Here is a 19,038-nt window from a genome sequence, read left to right on the forward strand (position 1 = left end):
AATGAAATTCAGATTTACCCCTTTAAACTTTTTTACCGCGTTTTTGGTAGCGGTGGCAGCCTATGTTTTTATTTATGGAGCAGGTATTGCAGGGCGTCCGCTTGAACATTGGGGAGGAACCATTGGCTGGATCTTTTTGCTGTTTGCTTTTGTAGTATTCGTGATTGACATCATGTTCCGCAACTTTTTTATCGAAACCAAAAAAATATGGATGGTGGAGACATTCTTCATCGTTCTGGTTATAATTATATTCTTACTTGTTAAATAAAACTTGAAATGAAAACCGCTGAAATAAAGCTGACCGTTACGCTTGATGACAATAACGTTCCTGAACATATCCTTTGGGAATCAACCGATTCAACCAATAAAGAAGCATTGCCTGTAAAGTCAATGATGCTTGCCCTGTGGGATCAGAGCTATAAAAACACTCTGCGTATCGACCTATGGACAAAGGATATGCCTGTTGACGAAATGAAACGCTTTTTCTACGAAACCCTGCAAACCATGGGCGACAGTTTTTTACGCGCAACCGGTGAAAAAAACATCGTAGAGGACCTGCGTGACTATTGTGCCCACTTTGCCGACAAAATGGAAATCACACAAAAATAACAACCTAAATATGCGCCTTAGCTCAATTTTATCATTTGTAGGCTTTGCCCTGCTATTTGCGGCAACCTATTGTCCGCTGTTGCGGGTATTCCATGTAACCAGTTGGAATATTTATAAGCTTAATCAGCCTTATGGCCTGGTGCTTTTACTGGTAGCCGTTATTGGTATCATTGTTTCGTTCCTTAACCAGGCTAAGATAATGCGTGTAGCTGCCTGGCTATCAGTAGCACTTGTTGTATTGCTACTTGGCGCAGCTATCATGAAAGTAAATTCGGCTTTCAGCTTTATTCCGTTCAAGGGCATCAACAAGTTTTTAACCAGCCAGCTTAAATTTCAATGGGGGTGGTATGTAATGTTTGCCGGCCCGGTTTTGGCATTAATTGGTGCTTTAAGTGGTAAGCCAAAAACGTTTATATCTGCCGCTGCCGATACTGCTACAGCTAATTAATATTCCCATCCCGTTTAAAAAAAGCTGTAACTTTTACATTACAGCTTTTTTAAACATATTTGTAATTCAGATTAATACAAATACCTAATGTTGAAATTTTCTTTCCGCCAGCAGGTTTTAGCGGGCTTTGTGGTATCAATTATCCTTGTTTTTATAGTTGGCATCCTGTCGTTTAACAGTTTACGCCAATTTGAGGAGGATAATTCCTGGGTTGAGCACACTCAAAAAGTCATCCATACCTCAACAGGTTTATTACAGGAATTGGTTGATGCAGAAACGGGCATGCGCGGTTACGGAGCTACCAGCAAAAAGGTATTTCTTGATCCTTACAACGCCGCGTTACCTAAAATAGCTGATGACCTGAATGCCTTAAAGGACATGGTTAGGGATAACCCTGTACAGGTTAAACGTGTCGATTCGATAAACAAACTGGTAAAAGAGCAATTGCTGATTCTTAAAACCAATATCGAAACCCGCGAAAGCCAGGGGCTTGATTATATGGTACAGCGCAATATGTTTTTAAATGGCAAGGAAAATATGGATGAGATCCGTATGCTCATTGACCATATGACCAATACTGAAGAGCGCTTGCTTGGCAACAGGAAAGAAAGTTCGCAGGAGGCTTCTACATTTGCTAAAATCGTAATCGCTTGTGGTTCATTAATCTTCCTGTTCATTATCTTGTTACTGTTCTTCTATATTCAAAAAACTTTTGATCAGCAAAAGAAGATTGAGGAAGAAATTAGGGTTGCCAATGTTGAGTTGGAGAAGGTCCTTGCGGATAACGAAGCTAAAAACTGGCTGCTTACAGGTATAAGTCAGCTTAACGAAAGAATGCAGGGCCAGCAGGTTGAAAAAGAACTTGCCGGTAACATCATATCTGAGGTTTGTAATTACACGGAAGCCGCAGCGGGTACGCTGTATCTGTATAACGAATCAGTAGACCGTTTGGAGCTTTACGCGTCATATGCGTTCCAAAACCCCGACTTCCTGAAAAAAACGGTACAACTTGCCGAAGGCTGGTTAGGCCAGGTGGCAAAAGATGGTAAGTCGGCGGTAATCAAAGGCAGGGTGAACGACAGGCTTGAGTTGTCATCATCTATTATCAGGTCCGAATTATCAGAAAGTTTCATTGTTCCTTTCTTCTTTGATAAAAAGCTGAAAGGCGTGATGGAAGTTGCCTTTAGCGGCGAGCTTGAAAATAACGATAAACAATACATCACTGCAGTTACCGACCTAATTGCTATTGCCGTTAACACTTCGCAGGCGCGTACCATTATGCACGACCTGTACGAAGAAACCCAGCAACAGGCCGAAGAACTGGAAGCGCAACAGGAGGAACTACGTGTTACCAACGAAGAGCTGGTTCAAAAAACAGAAGAACTTCAGGCTTCGGAAGAAGAACTTCGTGTGCAACAGGAAGAGCTGCGTACTACAAATGCGGAACTGGAAGAAAAAGCCAGCCTGCTGGAAGAAAAAAACCAGGCCATTGAAGAGGCCCGTCAGGCTATCAACCTTAAAGTTGATGAGCTTGAAACTACGGGTAAATATAAATCGGAGTTTTTGGCCAACATGAGCCATGAGCTGCGTACACCGCTTAACAGTATCCTGGTATTGGCGCGGATCCTGAAAGATAATAAGCCGGCAAACCTGTCTGAAGATCAGATCAAATATGCCAGCGTTATCTTCAACGCAGGTAACGACCTGTTAACCTTGATCAATGATATCCTTGACCTTTCAAAAATTGAATCGGGCAAACTGGATATGCAGAATGAGGATATTAAGGTAAGCGATATTGTTGGCGATATGGAAATGCTGTTTGCCGAAGTGGCCAGCAACAAAAAGATACATTACACAACTAACATAAGCAATGAGCTGCCGCAAACCATATTTACGGATAAGGTGCGTATTGAGCAGGTGATCAAGAACCTGTTAAGTAACGCGTTTAAATTTACCGGCGAGAACGGTTCGATCTCAATAAATGTCAGGCCGGGAGTTAACGACAGAACTATCAGCTTTGCTATAAAAGACTCTGGCATCGGGATCCCTGCCGAGAAGCAGAAAGTTATTTTTGAGGCATTCCAACAGGCCGATGGTTCAACAAGCCGTAAATATGGTGGTACGGGTTTAGGTTTATCAATAAGCCGAGAGCTTGCTTACCTTTTGGGTGGCAGCATAACCTTGAGCAGTGAGCCGGGAATTGGTAGCGAGTTTGTACTTACAGTACCTTACCAGGCTAAGCTGGTGGCTACAGGTGAGGATGTAATATTGCCGACAGCCGAAACCTTTAAAGCAACAGCTGAATTTTTAGCGCCGGTTAAAGCCGCGCAACGCGAACCAGGCAGGGAGCCTTTAGTAGTAATTGTTGAGGATGATAAAAACTTTGCCAACATATTACAGGATTACGCTCGTGATCATGGTTATAAATCGGTAATGGTTTATGAAGGCACCCGTGCAGTTGAAATTGTTAAAGAAGCCAAGCCCGATGCCGTGATATTGGATATCATGCTACCGGGTAAAGATGGCTGGCAGATCTTGAAAGAGTTAAAGAATGATGAGGATACGATGCACATCCCTGTCCACTTGATGTCGGCCGGAGATGCTGCTGCAAACCGTGTGCGCAGGGAAGGTGCCATTAACTTCATGAAGAAGCCGATCAATACCGAAACACTGGATAAACTTTTCGCCGATATTATGGTACAAAGCGGTACCAGGTTTAAACAGATCCTGCTGGTTGAAGATCACAAGGCCCAAAGCCAGGCCCTGAAAGACCTGATGCAAAGCCAGGGCATCACTGTCGATCAGGCATTTGATGGTGAATCGGCATTCAGGATGCTGCATGAAAATGAGTACCAGTGCGTGATCCTTGACCTTAACCTACCTGATATTTCAGGTTTGGATTTGCTGGATAAGATCAAAGAGGTTGACCGTTTTGTTTCATTGCCGGTTATTATCAACACTGCTATGGAGCTTGATAAAACTTCGGTTAACAGATTGATGCATTATGCAAACGCCATGGTGGTTAAAACCAACAAATCATCCGACAGGCTGATTGACGAGGTTAACCTGTTCCTGAACAAAATTAGCGAAAGCTCAAATACACAGCCACAACAAGCCTCGCCGGCAGTTCCGGCTAAGCCTAAGATTATAACCAAGAGCAAGGATGCCATAAAAGGCAAAAAGGTGCTTATTGTTGATGACGATATGCGTAATATCTTCGCGCTGAGCAGCGCACTGCAAAGTTATGACCTTAATGTAGAGATTGCGAACGATGGGGAAGAAGCTATAACCAAGCTTGAGGAAATAAAAGATATAGATATTGTGCTTATGGATATCATGATGCCTAAAATGGATGGCTATGAGGCCACAAGGCATATCCGTAAGCAAAACAAATGGGCTAAGTTGCCCGTAATAGCATTAACTGCAAAAGCAATGAAAGACGACCGCGAAAAATGTATAGCGGCCGGCGCCAACGACTATATCACCAAACCGGTTGATATGGACAGGCTGATTTCGTTGATGCAGTTGTGGCTTGAAAGTTAATTATGGATACAGCGCAGGGAATCATATCAAATGCACAGGTCCAGGAACTTATTGATATTGTAAGAAAAGTTCATGGGTTTGATTTTTCGGGTTATACCAAAGCATCACTAAAAAGGAGGTTAACCCGCATCATGCTGCTTAATAAGTTTGAGTTTTATGACCTTAAGCATGTACTTATTAACGATGTGGATTTTTTTCAGGGCTTTTTGGAAGAGATAACGGTTAATGTAACCGAGATGTTCCGCGATCCCTCGTTTTATAAAGCAGTTAACACGCAGGTTGTGCCATATCTTTCAACCTATCAGCATGTAAAAATTTGGAGTGCGGGTTGTTCAACAGGCGAAGAGGTTTACTCTATGGCCATATTATTAAACGAGGCCGGTTTAGGTAAAAAGTCGTTTATATACGGTACAGATATTAATACCGAGGTTTTACGGGAAGCACGTAAAGGTATTTACAGTTTGCGTAATATAAAAAGCTATGCCGAAAACTATCAGTATACTGGTTTAAAAGGTTCAATCACCGATCATTTTACCATTTTGTATGATGCCGCATCAATACACAATGAATTAAAGCAGAATACGTTGTTTTCGGTACATAACTTGATCTCTGATACCGTATTTAATGAGTTTCAGATGATAAGCTGCCGAAATGTTTTTATTTACTTTGAAACGTTTCTGCAGGAACGGATCCTGGATCTGTTTTATAAAAGCCTTTGTCCGCTGGGGTATTTGTGTCTTGGCAGCAAAGAAACTATCCGGTCCGATTCGTTCAAGAGTAAGTTTAAGGTGATCAACCAAAAGGAAAATATCTATCAAAAAGTTGGGACCTGATAATAAATTACTGGAGAGGTGGCATGACGCCCAAATAGTTTTATTTGGCGGATCGGCGGGCTCGTTCAAAATTTTGTTTCGGATCATAAAAGATCTTCCCGAAAAACTGGGAAAAACCGTAATCCTTATCATACACAGGAAAAAAAATTTTTTCAGCGAAATAGAAAAACTATTTGCCGAGAACAGCCGTATGTACATGCGCGAAATTGAAGATAAGGATATTCTTAAAACGAATACCATGTATATAGCCCCGGCCAATTATCATACGTTAATTGAGGATGGGGGATATTTTAGTTTAGATGTTTCGGAGCCGGTTTGGTATTCAAAGCCATCGATAGATGTTACCTTTGAAAGCGCGGCCGAGGTTTATGGCAATAAATGCGCTGCCATATTACTCTCAGGTGCCAACCAGGACGGTGCAGGTGGTATGCTGAAATTGCGCGAAAGTGGTGCGCTCACTATAGCACAGGAGCCCGCTGACGCAGAAATGCCTGAAATGCCACGGTCGGCTATTAACCTGGGAGCAGCCGACTATATTTTGACACAGGATGAGATTTTTAAGCTTTTACTATCGTAACAATCACCGACCCCTAATTAATATTAAATGACCCCTGTTAATATTCTTATAGTTGATGACAGAGAAGAGAACATCATCGCTCTTGAGGCTTTGCTTAAGCGGGATGACATCAAAATGTTTTCTACCACATCACCCAATGAAGCCCTCAAGATAGCCTGGGAAACCAATATAGCTATCGCGCTGGTTGATGTTCAGATGCCTGAGATGGATGGTTTTGAGCTGGTTGAAATGCTTAAGTCAAATCCGCGCACCAAAGATATCCTTGTTATTTTTGTTACAGCTATTTCAAAGGAGGCCAAATATGCCGTTAAAGGTTTTGGCGCCGGAGCTGTTGATTATTTATATAAGCCGCTTGATCCCTATATTACATCGGCCAAGGTTGATTCGTTTGTGCAACTGGCCCGCACACAGGCAGAAATCAAGCAGAAAAATGATGAGTTGCAGGATTATGCCATTGTCGTAAAAAATTCGGCCGATATCATTACCTCGGTTGATGCACAAAGTCTTCGCATCGTAAATATAAACCCAACTGTCGAGAAAATAATGGGGTTCAGGCCCGACGAGCTTGTTGGTAAAAGTATCGTTGACCTGGCTATTGATGATCATCGGGCAGCATTTCGTAAAAAGCTGGGTGAGATTATCAAGGACAACCTGAGTTATGCCATTTTTGAGTTTAAGTTTGAAACTTTTGATAAAAGAGTGATCTGGATAGAATGCCGCGCATCCTACCGGAATAAGATCATCTTTTTGAACATCAGTGATATCTCTCCGCAAAAGAGTTACCAGGAGCAATTAATTAAATCAAAAGAAAATGCCGAGTATAGCAAAAAGGTAAAAGAAACCTTTTTGGCTAATATGAGCCACGAATTGCGCACCCCTGTTAATGGGATTATAGGTATTACCTCTCTTTTACGTAAAACAGGCCTTACCGATCAGCAAAAGGGGATGCTTGATCTGCTGGATACTTCATCTAAATCGTTGTTAGGAGTTATAAACGATGTGTTGGATATCTCGAAGATCGAAGCAGGTAAATTTAGCATTGTTCGTACTGCAAACAACGTTTATGATATCGTAAACTCTGTTTTCAACCTGCTTAAGTTTAAGGCGGATGAGAATAACATCGAGTTTTTGCTTGATATTGAAGAAGAAGTACCGCAATACCTCATGCTCGATTCATTACGCCTGAACCAGATACTAATGAACCTGCTAAGCAATGCCCTTAAGTTTACCGAAAGGGGATATGTGAAGCTTAAGATTACCGTACTTCAAAAACATAATGATAAGGTAAAAATAAAGTTCAGTGTTGAGGATACAGGTATCGGGATACCGGCCGACAGGCTTAACCGGATCTTTGAATCGTTTGAGCAGGCCGAGGAAGACACGGTAAGTAAATATGGCGGTACCGGTTTGGGACTCACCATAGTTAAAAAACTTGCCGAATTAAAAGGCGGCGAACTTACGGTGAGCAGCCAGGTAGGCAGAGGCAGCACTTTTAACTTTGTAAACTGGTATACCATAAGCCTGAAACCTAAAGACAAGCAAACCCCAAAAACTGATAAAGTATTGCCGCCTTTCAATAATGTGCGGGTATTGGTGGCCGAAGATAATATGGTGAATCAGTTTATGCTTTCTAAGATATTGAAGGACTGGAATGTAGAGGTAGAAATGGTGGATAACGGCCGTAAGGTTATTGAAAAGCTTAACAACAAAGATTACGACATTATCTTGATGGATACCCATATGCCCGAAATGAACGGCTACCAGGCAGCCAAAACTATCCGGGTTGATTTTGAGGAGCCTAAACGGAGCATACCTATCATATCGCTGTCGGCGGCAAGTTATGATCATGAACAGCAGGAAGCTTTGTCGGCAGGCATGAACGATGTTCTTTCAAAACCATTTCAGCCATATCAGCTGCACGAAAAAATATCGAGATTGTTAAGGGTTGACGCTTAAAAATCAAGTTTGGTTTGCCCAACACCTGATACTTTTGCCTCATGTTCAAGCAGCCATTTTTTGCGCCACACGCCGCCGGCATACCCGGTAAGGCTGCCATCTGAACCTATTACCCGGTGGCAGGGCACAACTACCCAAAGGTGGTTACGGCCATTGGCAGACGCTATGGCCCGTATAGCCAGCGGATTATTCATTTGATTGGATTGTTGTGCATAAGTAATGGTTGTACCGTAAGGAATACGCAGCAACTCGTCCCAAACCTGTTGCTGAAACTCACTGCCTTGCTGTTTTATCGGAAAGGTAAAATCCTTGCGTGTTCCTGCAAAGTATTCGTTCAACTGGTCGATAGCTGTTTGCAGCAATCCGGTAGGAGCAGGCTCAATATCATATTCCTCATCCCTTATGGATACTGATGCAATGAATCCATCTTCTTCGGTAATACGGGCAATGCCAACTGGTGTGCGGAAATAGGCTATGGGCATGGGTAATTGGTGTGTTGTAATCAAAATTAGGCTAATTTTTTTAGCTTGTCAAATGCCCGCCGTCACTCGCGGGTAATTATTACATTTGCGGTCATGAAACTTGCTAACGAAACCTGGTATCTGCTTAAAAAAGAAATTTTGCTCGAGTGGCGGTCAAAATATGCTTTTAATGGCGTTTTGCTTTATGTGGTTTCAACAGTTTTTGTTTGTTATATCTCCCTTAATTTAAATCCGGGTTTTTCAAATAGCAGCGGCTATCCTATAGTTTGGAACGTATTGTTCTGGATCATTATGCTGTTTGCGTCGGTAAACGCGATTGCCAAAAGCTTTCTGCAGGAGAGTAAAAGCAGGTTGCTTTATTATTATTCCATAGCAAGTCCGCAGGCTATTATTCTATCAAAAACAATTTATAACATTTTGCTGATGGCTTTATTAAGCATATTAGCTTTAGTGATTTATAAGGTCTTTTTCCCAAATACCATTGGCGATCTGCTTTATTACTTCCTGGCGGTGTTGCTCGGGAGCGTTAGTTTTTCAACTGTTTTTACCATGATCTCGGCCATTGCCTCTAAAGCAGGTAATAATGGTACGCTTATGGCTATCTTGAGTTTTCCGGTTATCATTCCTGTGATACTGGTGCTTATTAAATTAAGTAAAAGTGCGATGGATGGGGTAGACCGGAGCTTCTTTTATGGAAACATCGGTGTTTTATGCGCTATCAATGCTATCGTAATAGCCACGGCACTGTTACTCTTCCCTTATTTGTGGCGCGATTAATTATTCTATTGGCAGCTCTTTAATCATTCTGAATTTTTCTGATCCTGTTTTAAGCTAATGTTTCTGGCCGGATATGCCTTTGCTTGCTGCGAGACGGCAAATTTTTGCTCTGTTTTTCACATTTTCTTCTAATTTGATTTTAATTGGATTAAGTCTAAATTAGTAATTACTTTTGTCGCCGACTTAACCAGATAACAATGCATGCTAAAACCCTTACTTTAGTCATACTTTCTTTTCTTATTTCAGGCACAGTGTTGGCGCAACAGCCCAATAACTCAACTGCCGAAGATTCTTTAAACAACAATACTGTTAAGAGCTCGCTTTTATCAAATACTACCATTGGTGGTTATGGCAATGCTTTTTACCAGTACAATAACAATCACCGTACAGCCAAGGTCGATCTTGAGCGCTTCGTATTGTTCGTTGGTCACAAATTCAGCGATAAGATCTCGTTCTTTTCTGAAACCGAGCTGGAAGACGCCAAAGTAAATGGAGGTCAACCCGGCGGTGAAATCACTATTGAGCAGGCTTACCTGAAGTTTAACCTTAACCCCAATCAATACATCGTTGCGGGTTTGTTTTTGCCGAGGATAGGCATCCTGAACGAGAACCACTTGCCAACCACCTTCAACGGTAACGAGCGTAACTATGTTGAAACACTGGTGATCCCGGCAACCTGGCGCGAGTTAGGTGTTGGCTTTTATGGTCGTTTAAATAACTTCCCAATTAACTATTCAATTGGATTGATGAACGGCTTAAGCGCGGGCGGCTTCACACACGGAACGGGTATTGTTGACGGAAGGTTTGAAGGCCGTAACGCTACTGGCACCAACCTTGCAGTTACAGGTGCGCTTCAGTATTATCAAAGTGGTTTTAAAGCCCAGTTATCAGGCTATTATGGTGGTACCGTGGGTCTTCGTAAAACAGAGGCGGATAGTCTTGGCTTAAACTCGGGCGTATTTGGTACCCCGGTTGCCATGGGTGAGGGCGATATCCAGTATAACGGACAAGGCTTTTCAGTAAAAGTATTGGGCACTATCCTTTCAATTAAAGATGCCGACAAGATCAACAGGGCCTATGCCAGCAATACGCCAAAGGCAGCCTACGGAGCCTATGCTGAAATAGGATACGATCTGCTTTACCGCAGCAACTATGGTAAACTTAACGCTCCGCAATTAATTGTTTTTGTGCGTGATGAAAAGCTCGATCTTAATTACCGCATCCCATCAAACGGTATAACCGATCAAACCCTTAATCAAAATTTTGTGGTAGCCGGTTTAACTTATCTACCGCTTCGTAACGTGGTAGTGAAGGGAGATGTACGGTTGGCGCATACCGGTGCACAAAACCCGGCGCTGATAGTGAACCCAAGTCCGGTGGCATTGCCATACCAAACCAACAATACTTTGATAAACTTGGGTGTTGGATATTCATTTTAAACTTAAACAACATGGATAGAAGAGATTTTGTAAAACAGTCATGCTCCTTATGCCTTGCTGTAGGTGCGGGTATGCTGGTGAGTTCGTTATCAGGCTGCGCTACTCTGCCTGTTTATAAAACGGCTGTGGCCAACAACACGGTAACTGTTCCGGAAACTATTTTCGGCACAACTAATTTTCAATTGATCCAGCCTAAAAACCAGTATTATAACATCGGTTTAAAAAAAGAAGCTAACGGTACTTATACCGCATTGCTGTTAAAATGTACTCATGCTGATAACCAGCTCACGCCTGTTGGCAACAATGGCTATAAATGCGATTTGCATGGTAGCACCTTCAACAATGAAGGCCAGGTAACTACCGGCCCTGCAGAGCGGCCGCTTAAAAAGTACACAACAGAAGTAATATCAAATCAAATCATAATTCATCTAACTTAATTTTTACTATGAAAAATACCTTACTTGGTCTGTCATGTGCTGCTATCCTCGCTTTAAGCAGCTGTGGAAAAGATAATAACCCAGGCGGAACCCAGACAACTGCTGTTGATGAGCAGGAAGTAATAACCCAGTTTGTTAGCGTTGTTGGTAATCCAAACTACGTTGATATTCAGGCAAAAGCTACTTTATTAAACACATCAATAACTACGTTTTTAGCAACGCCCACCGATGCTAACCTAACCGCTGCCCGTGTAGCCTGGAAAAACACCCGCCAGCCATGGGAGCAGGCCGAGGGCTTTTTGTTTGGTCCGGTTGAAGATGAAAACTATGACCCAACTATGGATAGCTGGCCTTTGAACAGAACGGATGTGGATGCTTTAATAGGAAGTTCAGACGTTATAACGTTGTCTTATGTAGACGGTCTTGATGGTTTCTCCAAAGGTTTCCACGGTATCGAGTACATTATATTTGGCCCGGGTGGTACAAGAAAAGCCGCTGATATCACAGCCCGCCAAAAAGATTATCTGAAGTTTACTTCTCAAAGTTTGCTAAATACTACTACCGCGCTTATGAATAGCTGGGCAGCTTCGGGTGATAATTATGCAGCCAAAATTACTACTGCCGGAAATGGAAGTACAGCCTTTAAAACACGCAAAGAGTTGTTTACTACCATTGTTACTCAAATGGCGGGCATTTGCGAAGAAGTAGGTACTGGTAAAATGGCTGAACCTTTCACTGAAAGAGATTCGACTAAAGATGAGTCATCATACTCGCACAATACTACTACCGATTTCATAAATAATATACAAGGTGTACTTAATGTTTATACCGCCACTTATAATGGTACCAAAGGCACAACGAGCTTAAGCGCTTTGGTTGCTTCAAAAAACCTGGCTTTAGATACTAAGATCAAAACACAAATACAAACTGCTTTATCGTCAATGGCTTTGATTACCCCAACTTTTGAAAAAGCTATTTATGATAACCGCGATAAAATATCAAACAGTCAGGCTGCCCTTGCAACTCTGCAAGCCACACTTGAAGGTGATTTGACCACATTTATACAAACTAATATTAAGGACTAATTTTAAAGGTGAAGAAGTTAAGCGTAATAGGCGCATTGGTGCTTTTGGTGCTGCTGTTGGCAAAATGCCAGAAAGCGGCTCAAATCTCAGCAGATAGATATGACGAGCGTTTATCGGGAGGTGATGCCACTGTGTTTGATATTACCTCGCACTCGTTTGGTAATATGTTCCCGGGACTTTCTGGCTATGATGCTGAGGTTCATGGCCTGGGCGACGCGGCATTTAGCAAGATTTTTGTTACCGCGCCCGCACCTATTAATCCGGGTTTGGGAACCATCTTCAATAATAACTCCTGCATTTCGTGTCATCATAACGATGGGATAGGCTTACCAACAGCCGGCGAATCAAATTCGTCGCTCCTGGTGCGCATCAGTATTCCGGGTACCGATGAACATGGAGGTCCGCTTGCAGCCCCTGGGTACGGTTTGCAGTTGCAGGATAAAGCTGTTTTTGGAAAAACGCCTGAGTGCAAGGTTAACATTGCATACAATGATGTGATATATAACTTTCCGGATGGTGAAGCCTATGCCTTGCGTACGCCTACTTATACTTTAACAAACCTTTACACAGCACTTTCGGCAGGATATATGTTATCGCCACGTTTGGCGCCGCCAATGTATGGCTTAGGATTGCTGGAAGCTATTCCTGAAAGCACCATCGTTGCCATGGCCGATCCAAACGACGCAAACGGCGACGGCATAAAGGGGCATGCCAATTACGTTTGGGATGTTGCTACACAATCGCGCAAGCTGGGGCGTTTTGGCTGGAAAGCTAACACCGCATCGTTACTTACGCAAGTAGCTGCTGCTTACAATCAGGATATCGGCATTACCAATAAGATATTCCCGGTTGAGAATTCCTTTGGTCAATCTCAATATGATGGCCTAAAGGATGATCCCGAATTGGCCGATAGTACATTAAATGCTGTGAGATTTTATGCCGCTACGCTCGCGGTTCCGGCCCGTCGTGATGTTACCGATGCTACCAATAAAAGAGGCGAGTTATTATTTAAACAAGGCAAGTGCGAAAGTTGTCATCGTCAAACCCTTACAACGGGGATAAACGTAGCTTTCAAGCCACTGTCAAACCAGGTGATCCATCCTTACACGGATATGCTGGTACATGATATGGGCCCTGGCCTTGCGGATAATCGTCCCGACTTTTTAGCTAACGGGCAGGAATGGCGTACAGCTCCGCTTTGGGGTTTGGGATTGTTTGAAAAGGTTAATTACCCCGGCTATTACCTTCATGACGGTCGTGCCCGCAGCATTACCGAAGCCATTATGTGGCATGGAGGCGAGGCGGAATCTTCAAAAGTTTTCTTCAGTACCTTATCAAAAGTAGACAGAGACGCTATGCTGAGCTTTTTGAAAAGCTTGTAATATTATTCTCTATGTTATTTGGAAAGCGGTATGGAGTAATTCATGCCGCTTTTTTTATTACCGCCTGGATAGTTTTGAAATCCACGTCATTGCGAGCGAAGCGTGGCAATCTCGTAGCCAATGCATGCCCAACCTGCATAGCTACGAGATTGCTTCGTCGTTCCTCCTCGCAATGACATATTTTTTATGTTGACATTCCCAGCGATCCCTCATCTTCCCAACACTTGTAGTTTTTAACGTAAGCGAAGGCGATACAATCGCTAACCCACGTTAAGCACTCGTTAAAAACGAGCACAAGAAAATCTGTTTAAAGGAAAACCCACCGCAACAAAAATTATACAACAACAATTCATTAACCGTTCATAAAAAATGTGTTTTTTAGTAGATTGAAAAAATATCCTAATTTTATTTAATGCGTTTTTATTGGTTTTTACTTATCGCGTTTATATGCCCGCTCATAGTTTCGGCACAAACCGGTACTATTACAGGTAAGGTAATTAGGGCAGATTCTAAAAGCCCGGTAGCCAATGCCAGCGTATTTTTAAATAATGCCACGTACGGCACTTCTACTGCCGAGGACGGTACTTTTACACTGGCCGGCGTAAAGCCAGGCCAATACCAGTTGGTAGTTACCGGTGTAAGTATTGAAGAATATTCCACAACTGTATTGGTCGGTCGCGAGCCTGCAAAGCTGAGCATCGAGGTTAATCAGAAAGTGTTAATGCTGCGCGAGGTTGTGATCAGCAGCAGTGCCGACTGGAAAAAGAATTACGAATTGTTCCGCAAGGAATTTGTGGGCGATACCGAAAATGGCAAAGAGTGCAAGGTTACCAATCCGCATATCCTTAATATTATTTATCACAGGGGAAAGCAGCAGCTTGAAGCATCAGGCGATGAGTTTCTGGTGGTTGAAAACCTGGCGCTGGGTTATCGTACCAAATTTTTGCTAAAAAGCTTTTTGTATGATGCTATAGAGCATACTATATCTTACTCGGGAAGTGCACTATTTGAGAACCTGCCTGGTAGCGCTGCTCAGAAAAAGCTTTGGAAACAGAAACGAGAGCAGGCTTATTACGGCTCGGCCCAACATTTTTACCGTTCGCTTTATAAGGGGAAACTAAAAGAGGAAGGCTTTGAAGCACATGATTTTACAAGGCAAATTAATCCTGAGCGGCCTGAGGAAGCTGTACTGATGCAGAAGATGAAGAAATACCGTGACGGCCCGCGTGATTCTGCAATGAGGTATTACAATTTGTCGAAAATGACTAAATGGTATCGCGAAAACCTGGCCAAGCTGCCCTACCAGGAGTTTGAGATCTTGCGCAAAACACCGCAAGATGGGATCTACGCGTTGACTTTTCCGCACTTTTTATACGTTGTATATACCAAACGCGAGGAAACCACCGAGTTTAAGGATGTTTACCACCCGCTGGATATGCCCAACTACGAAACCAGTATCATGACCAAATACTCTGGTTATATTGCTTTTGATATGAATGGTATTGTGGTTTCAAGCCCAAGCCCGTTATATGAAGGTTCATGGTCGAAAGCCAAACTCGGCGATTTACTGCCGGTTGATTATGAGCCGGGGGATTGATTTAGTCATTGTGTCATTGCATCATTAGGTCATTTTTTTATTTGTGTGAATAATGACTCAGTGACCTGATGACTTAATGACAATGAAATTTCACTACCTTTACCGCACAATTTAATATGAAGTTTATTTATCAAACGTGGTGGAAAGTGGCGGCTGTTTTGCTGGTGCTATCTACCTTTTACACCGGCTTGGTTTTCAAAGCGCCAAGACTACCAATTATTCACGAAACCATCCGTAATTTGTATTTCCACGTACCTATGTGGATGGGGATGCTAACGGTATTTGTTGTATCGGTTTATTTCAGCATAAAGTATTTGCAGGATGGTAAGGAAGAGCATGACCTTGCCGCTGTTGAATGTGTTAATACCGGACTGCTGTTTTACAGCTTAGGCCTTTTAACTGGCATGCTGTGGGCAAAATATACCTGGGGCGAATTTTGGAGCGGCGACCCTAAACAAAATAGTGCTGCTATCGCGTTTTTGTTGTATTGTGCTTACCTGGTACTTCGTAACTCCATTGATGAGGAGCAGAAACGTGCCAAGATCTCGGCCATCTACAACATATTCGCGTTTCCGATCATGATTGTATTGATATTTGTTTTGCCTCGTTTAACAGATTCATTGCACCCGGGCAGCGGTGGTAACCCTGCATTTGGTAAATACGACCTTGATAATGGCATGAAGATAGCCTTTTACCCGGCCATGCTGGGCTGGAGCTTTATTGCCCTTTGGATTGCTACTATCCGTTACCGCATCCGTTTAATTGAGTATAAGAAGAACGCTATAAATTAAGATGAAGAAATTAACGCTTTTATTGTTACTGCTTACGTTTTGTACCGCTGTTTTCGCGCAGCAGGGGCAGCAGGTTGAAATGGCAGATGCCCTGCGCCAGTCGGGAAAAATTTACGTAGTTGTGGTAACTATTTCCATAATTTTTGTTGGCCTGGCCCTTTACCTGTTTTCGATAGACCGCAGATTAAAAAAAGTCGAAAACGAAAAGTAGTTCAAATAATATGTTTAAACAATTTAAACATATTATTCGGGGCGGTGTTTGATGGTGTATAGGGCACACTAACTAAGAAATATTTGCAATATTGATAAAAATTGTACCAAATTTGCTCACTTTTTTAAGAGATTAATATTTATACAATAGTTATGGCTACGAATATTTTGATTGCCGACCAAGAAACACACTTCTTCAGCGACGTGTGTAAAAACTTCGATCACGCTGCACAATTCACCAAACACGATGCAGGTCTGCTTGATCAAATTAAATCATGTAACAGTGTTTACCGCTTCCGTTTCCCTATCCGTAAAGGAAACAGCTTTGAGGTAATTGACGCATGGCGTGTTGAGCATTCGCACCACCAGTCGCCAACCAAAGGCGGTATCCGCTATAGCGAAATGGTGAACGAGGATGAGGTGATGGCCCTCGCCGCGCTAATGACTTATAAATGTGCCATTGTTAACGTTCCTTTCGGCGGCGCCAAAGGCGGTATCAAAATAAACCCTAAAAACTACACCGTAAGCGAACTTGAAAACATCACCCGTCGTTACACTGTAGAATTAATTAAAAAGAACTTTATCGGCCCCAGCATTGACGTGCCCGCACCAGACTATGGATCGGGCGAGCGTGAAATGAGCTGGATTGCCGATACCTATGCTACCATGAACCCTGGCCAACTGGATGCTATGGGTGCTGTAACTGGTAAGCCTATTGCCCTGCACGGCATTGCCGGCAGAAGGGAAGCAACCGGTCGTGGTGTGGCTATAGCTACCCGCGAGTGTGTGAGCGTTGGCGAGGATATGCAAAAGATTGGCTTGTTGCCGGGTTTATCTGGCAAAAGAGTAATTGTGCAAGGTCTTGGTAATGTAGGCTATTACTCCGCCAAGTTCCTGTCAGAAATGGGCGCGATAATAGTTGGTTTGTGTGAGTTTGAAGGTGCTATTTATAACGAGAACGGTTTAGATATCGAAGCTGTATTCCAGCATCGCAAAGCTACCGGTTCTATTTTAGGTTACGCTGCTGCAATACAAGAGTTTACCAATACCATGGAAGGCCTTGAGCAGCCATGCGATATCCTGGTGCCTGCCGCCCTTGAAAATCAGATCACCGAAGCTAACATCCGCAATATCCAGGCTAAGATCATTGTTGAAGGCGCAAACGGCCCAACATCACCTGAAGCAGAGGCTATATTTTATGCCAACGGCGGTATCATTGTACCCGATATGTTTGCGAACGCTGGCGGTGTAACCGTATCTTATTTTGAATGGTTGAAGAACCTGAGCCACGTAGCTTTTGGCCGTATGAACCGCAGGTTTGAAGAAAACTCTAATTTGAACCTGGTAAACATGGTTGAAGGAATTACCGGTGTTGCTTTAACTCCAATCCAACGTTCAACTATTATCAAAGGTGCATCTGAGTTAGAACTGGTAAATTCAGGGTTGGAAGATACCATGATCCGCTCATACCACGAGATCAGGGAGATCTATAAAAGTAATCCTGATATCGGTACCTTGCGTAATGCAGCCATGGTTGGCGCTATTAACAAAATAGCGGTATCTTATCAGAATTTGGGTATTTGGCCATAATTAAGGATTTAATAGTTTTATATATAGCGAGGTGGGTTTGAAAAAAGCCCGCCTCGTTTTGTTTTAATAGGTCATAGAACATAAGAATGATGTTTTGAATAGTTTTTGCATCTTTATTGCGTGTATAAGACGACGCTAAAATTTAAAAATCAGCAAAAACAAAAAAATAAAGAGCGCCAGTTAAAAACCATAAGATTGAAAATAGCAGAATCTGCTTTTTGGGGTGTATCGGTTGTATCCTTTTTTTACGCGCTCGACAAACTTGATGATACGTTTGTTAAGCTTTTACCCGTACTGTTTGTGTGGGGGCTGTCAGGCTTGATAGTATCTGTTTTTCTTGTTAAGGATATGAAAGTTTTTTGGGCAGGTGTTATTTTCTCGGGATCAATAGTCGTTGCTTTACCATTGCTTTTAAATGATTTTTTTTCTGATAAGGAACAACAGGTTTTTAAGGTTAGCATCAGGCATAAACATCATGAGCACTCGAGAAGCCGGGCATCTGCCGAAGTGGAATTTGGGGGGATTGAGAAGAATGTAACCGCTGTAGATAATGAACAGGTTGATACGTCTTCATACATTTTGCTTACAGTAAGCAAAGGGTATTTAGGGTATTATCTTATGAAAGACACCAAATTCGTAAAAGATTAACTTATCCGCGATAGGGATTGCAGCGGATACCGGCCCACGAGCGTAATGCCCACAGGCGTATGAACGAAAAGCCCGGGCCGAAGGCATCGCCAAAACACGATGACGCTTCCTGTAATCTATCAAGAATGATTCTAAATAATACATATGTCTTGTAATAAACATTATTCGCTTCACGTTTTGTATTTTTGCAAATCGTTATTTTAATTATATAAACCGCGGATGAAAAAAAGTGCAATTTTTGGTCTTGTTGTTATCGCTGTAGCTATAGCGGTTATCATTAGTGTTTATTCAAGCTCAAGCACCTATGCTACCTTTGCCGAAGCGCAGCAAACCAGCAGCGAACTGCATGTAATAGGTCATTTCAGCAAGGGAAAAGAAATGGTTTATGACGCAACTAAGGATGCCAATTATTTTTCATTTTATATGAAAGATAATAAAGGCGAGGAGCGTAAAGTTGTTTTTACGGGTACCAAACCCGAAGATTTTGAGCGCTCGGAACAACTGGTACTTACCGGCCAGATGGTTGGCAGCGAGTTCCACGCCTCCAAGATCCTGATGAAATGTCCATCCAAATACACACAGGATAAGTTAGAAGTTACAGAAGTAAAGGCTAAGCAAGCCAGCATTTAATCAT

18 protein-coding genes and 1 pseudogene are annotated in these 19,038 nt (G+C 42.5%); 18 read left to right on the plus strand and 1 reads right to left on the minus strand.

Features of this window, described 5'->3' with window-relative positions:
- Position 1 precedes the first annotated feature (1 nt).
- The 7 genes from EAH55_RS11725 to EAH55_RS11755 all read left to right on the plus strand — a co-directional run bounded on the left by EAH55_RS11725 (position 2) and on the right by EAH55_RS11755 (position 7,966).
- Positions 2-268 carry a hypothetical protein gene (locus EAH55_RS11725; protein WP_091211280.1) on the plus strand — a complete coding sequence of 89 codons (267 nt, stop codon included), beginning with the start codon at positions 2-4 and terminating at the stop codon, positions 266-268.
- 8 nt (positions 269-276) lie between these two features.
- On the plus strand, positions 277-609 hold the full coding sequence (gene gldC, locus EAH55_RS11730; RefSeq protein ID WP_090524371.1) for a gliding motility protein GldC: 333 nt from the start codon (positions 277-279) through the stop codon (positions 607-609).
- 10 nt (positions 610-619) lie between these two features.
- The gene (locus tag EAH55_RS11735) at positions 620-1,057 is read left to right on the plus strand and encodes a hypothetical protein (protein ID WP_121809772.1); all 438 of its coding nucleotides are present in this window, start codon (positions 620-622) and stop codon (positions 1,055-1,057) included.
- An 87-nt stretch (positions 1,058-1,144) separates the two neighbouring features.
- Positions 1,145-4,600, plus strand: coding sequence for a response regulator (locus EAH55_RS11740; RefSeq protein WP_121809773.1), 3,456 nt, complete (start codon positions 1,145-1,147; stop codon positions 4,598-4,600).
- Between the two features lie 2 nt (positions 4,601-4,602).
- Positions 4,603-5,433 carry a CheR family methyltransferase gene (locus tag EAH55_RS11745; protein WP_208644828.1) on the plus strand — a complete coding sequence of 277 codons (831 nt, stop codon included), beginning with the start codon at positions 4,603-4,605 and terminating at the stop codon, positions 5,431-5,433.
- Positions 5,423-6,010, plus strand: coding sequence for a chemotaxis protein CheB (locus tag EAH55_RS11750; RefSeq protein ID WP_162996836.1), 588 nt, complete (start codon positions 5,423-5,425; stop codon positions 6,008-6,010). Before EAH55_RS11745 ends, EAH55_RS11750 begins: the two co-directional genes overlap by 11 nt.
- A gap of 27 nt (positions 6,011-6,037) precedes the next feature.
- A complete protein-coding gene (locus tag EAH55_RS11755) occupies positions 6,038-7,966 on the plus strand; it encodes a hybrid sensor histidine kinase/response regulator (protein WP_112573637.1) in 1,929 nt (642 codons plus the stop codon).
- Here EAH55_RS11755 and EAH55_RS11760 read toward each other — a convergent pair.
- Complete coding sequence (locus EAH55_RS11760; protein WP_121809774.1) at positions 7,963-8,448, minus strand: methylated-DNA--[protein]-cysteine S-methyltransferase; 486 nt, start codon at positions 8,446-8,448, stop codon at positions 7,963-7,965. The genes EAH55_RS11755 and EAH55_RS11760 overlap by 4 nt on opposite strands.
- 93 nt (positions 8,449-8,541) lie before the next feature.
- Between EAH55_RS11760 and EAH55_RS11765 the strand changes: the two genes are divergently transcribed.
- From EAH55_RS11765 to EAH55_RS11815, 11 genes and pseudogenes are all read left to right on the plus strand, one after another.
- A complete protein-coding gene (locus EAH55_RS11765; protein ID WP_121809775.1) occupies positions 8,542-9,225 on the plus strand; it encodes a heme exporter protein CcmB in 684 nt (227 codons plus the stop codon).
- Positions 9,226-9,422: 197 nt separating this feature from the next.
- On the plus strand, positions 9,423-10,664 hold the full coding sequence (locus EAH55_RS11770) for a hypothetical protein (RefSeq protein ID WP_121809776.1): 1,242 nt from the start codon (positions 9,423-9,425) through the stop codon (positions 10,662-10,664).
- Positions 10,665-10,675: 11 nt separating this feature from the next.
- Complete coding sequence (locus EAH55_RS11775; RefSeq protein WP_121810055.1) at positions 10,676-11,101, plus strand: QcrA and Rieske domain-containing protein; 426 nt, start codon at positions 10,676-10,678, stop codon at positions 11,099-11,101.
- Between the two features lie 8 nt (positions 11,102-11,109).
- The gene (locus EAH55_RS11780) at positions 11,110-12,186 is read left to right on the plus strand and encodes an imelysin family protein (protein WP_121809777.1); all 1,077 of its coding nucleotides are present in this window, start codon (positions 11,110-11,112) and stop codon (positions 12,184-12,186) included.
- Between the two features lie 8 nt (positions 12,187-12,194).
- The gene (locus tag EAH55_RS11785) at positions 12,195-13,568 is read left to right on the plus strand and encodes a di-heme oxidoreductase family protein (protein ID WP_208644829.1); all 1,374 of its coding nucleotides are present in this window, start codon (positions 12,195-12,197) and stop codon (positions 13,566-13,568) included.
- Positions 13,569-13,980: 412 nt separating this feature from the next.
- Positions 13,981-15,165 carry a carboxypeptidase-like regulatory domain-containing protein gene (locus tag EAH55_RS11790; RefSeq protein ID WP_121809778.1) on the plus strand — a complete coding sequence of 395 codons (1,185 nt, stop codon included), beginning with the start codon at positions 13,981-13,983 and terminating at the stop codon, positions 15,163-15,165.
- A gap of 107 nt (positions 15,166-15,272) precedes the next feature.
- Positions 15,273-15,956, plus strand: a pseudogene (gene ccsA, locus EAH55_RS11795) (cytochrome c biogenesis protein CcsA); the annotation flags it as partial.
- Between the two features lies 1 nt (position 15,957).
- A complete protein-coding gene (locus tag EAH55_RS11800) occupies positions 15,958-16,167 on the plus strand; it encodes a CcmD family protein (protein ID WP_112573621.1) in 210 nt (69 codons plus the stop codon).
- A 152-nt stretch (positions 16,168-16,319) separates the two neighbouring features.
- The gene (locus tag EAH55_RS11805) at positions 16,320-17,756 is read left to right on the plus strand and encodes a Glu/Leu/Phe/Val family dehydrogenase (RefSeq protein WP_112573619.1); all 1,437 of its coding nucleotides are present in this window, start codon (positions 16,320-16,322) and stop codon (positions 17,754-17,756) included.
- A gap of 195 nt (positions 17,757-17,951) precedes the next feature.
- Positions 17,952-18,404 (plus strand): hypothetical protein, encoded by a 453-nt coding sequence (locus EAH55_RS11810; protein WP_162996837.1) that lies wholly within the window; start codon positions 17,952-17,954, stop codon positions 18,402-18,404.
- Between the two features lie 219 nt (positions 18,405-18,623).
- Complete coding sequence (locus EAH55_RS11815; protein WP_112573615.1) at positions 18,624-19,034, plus strand: cytochrome c maturation protein CcmE domain-containing protein; 411 nt, start codon at positions 18,624-18,626, stop codon at positions 19,032-19,034.
- The last annotated feature ends 4 nt before the right edge of the window (positions 19,035-19,038 follow it).

This window comes from Mucilaginibacter kameinonensis, from assembly GCF_003675385.1.
In the GTDB taxonomy this organism is placed as follows: Bacteria; Bacteroidota; Bacteroidia; order Sphingobacteriales; family Sphingobacteriaceae; genus Mucilaginibacter; species Mucilaginibacter kameinonensis.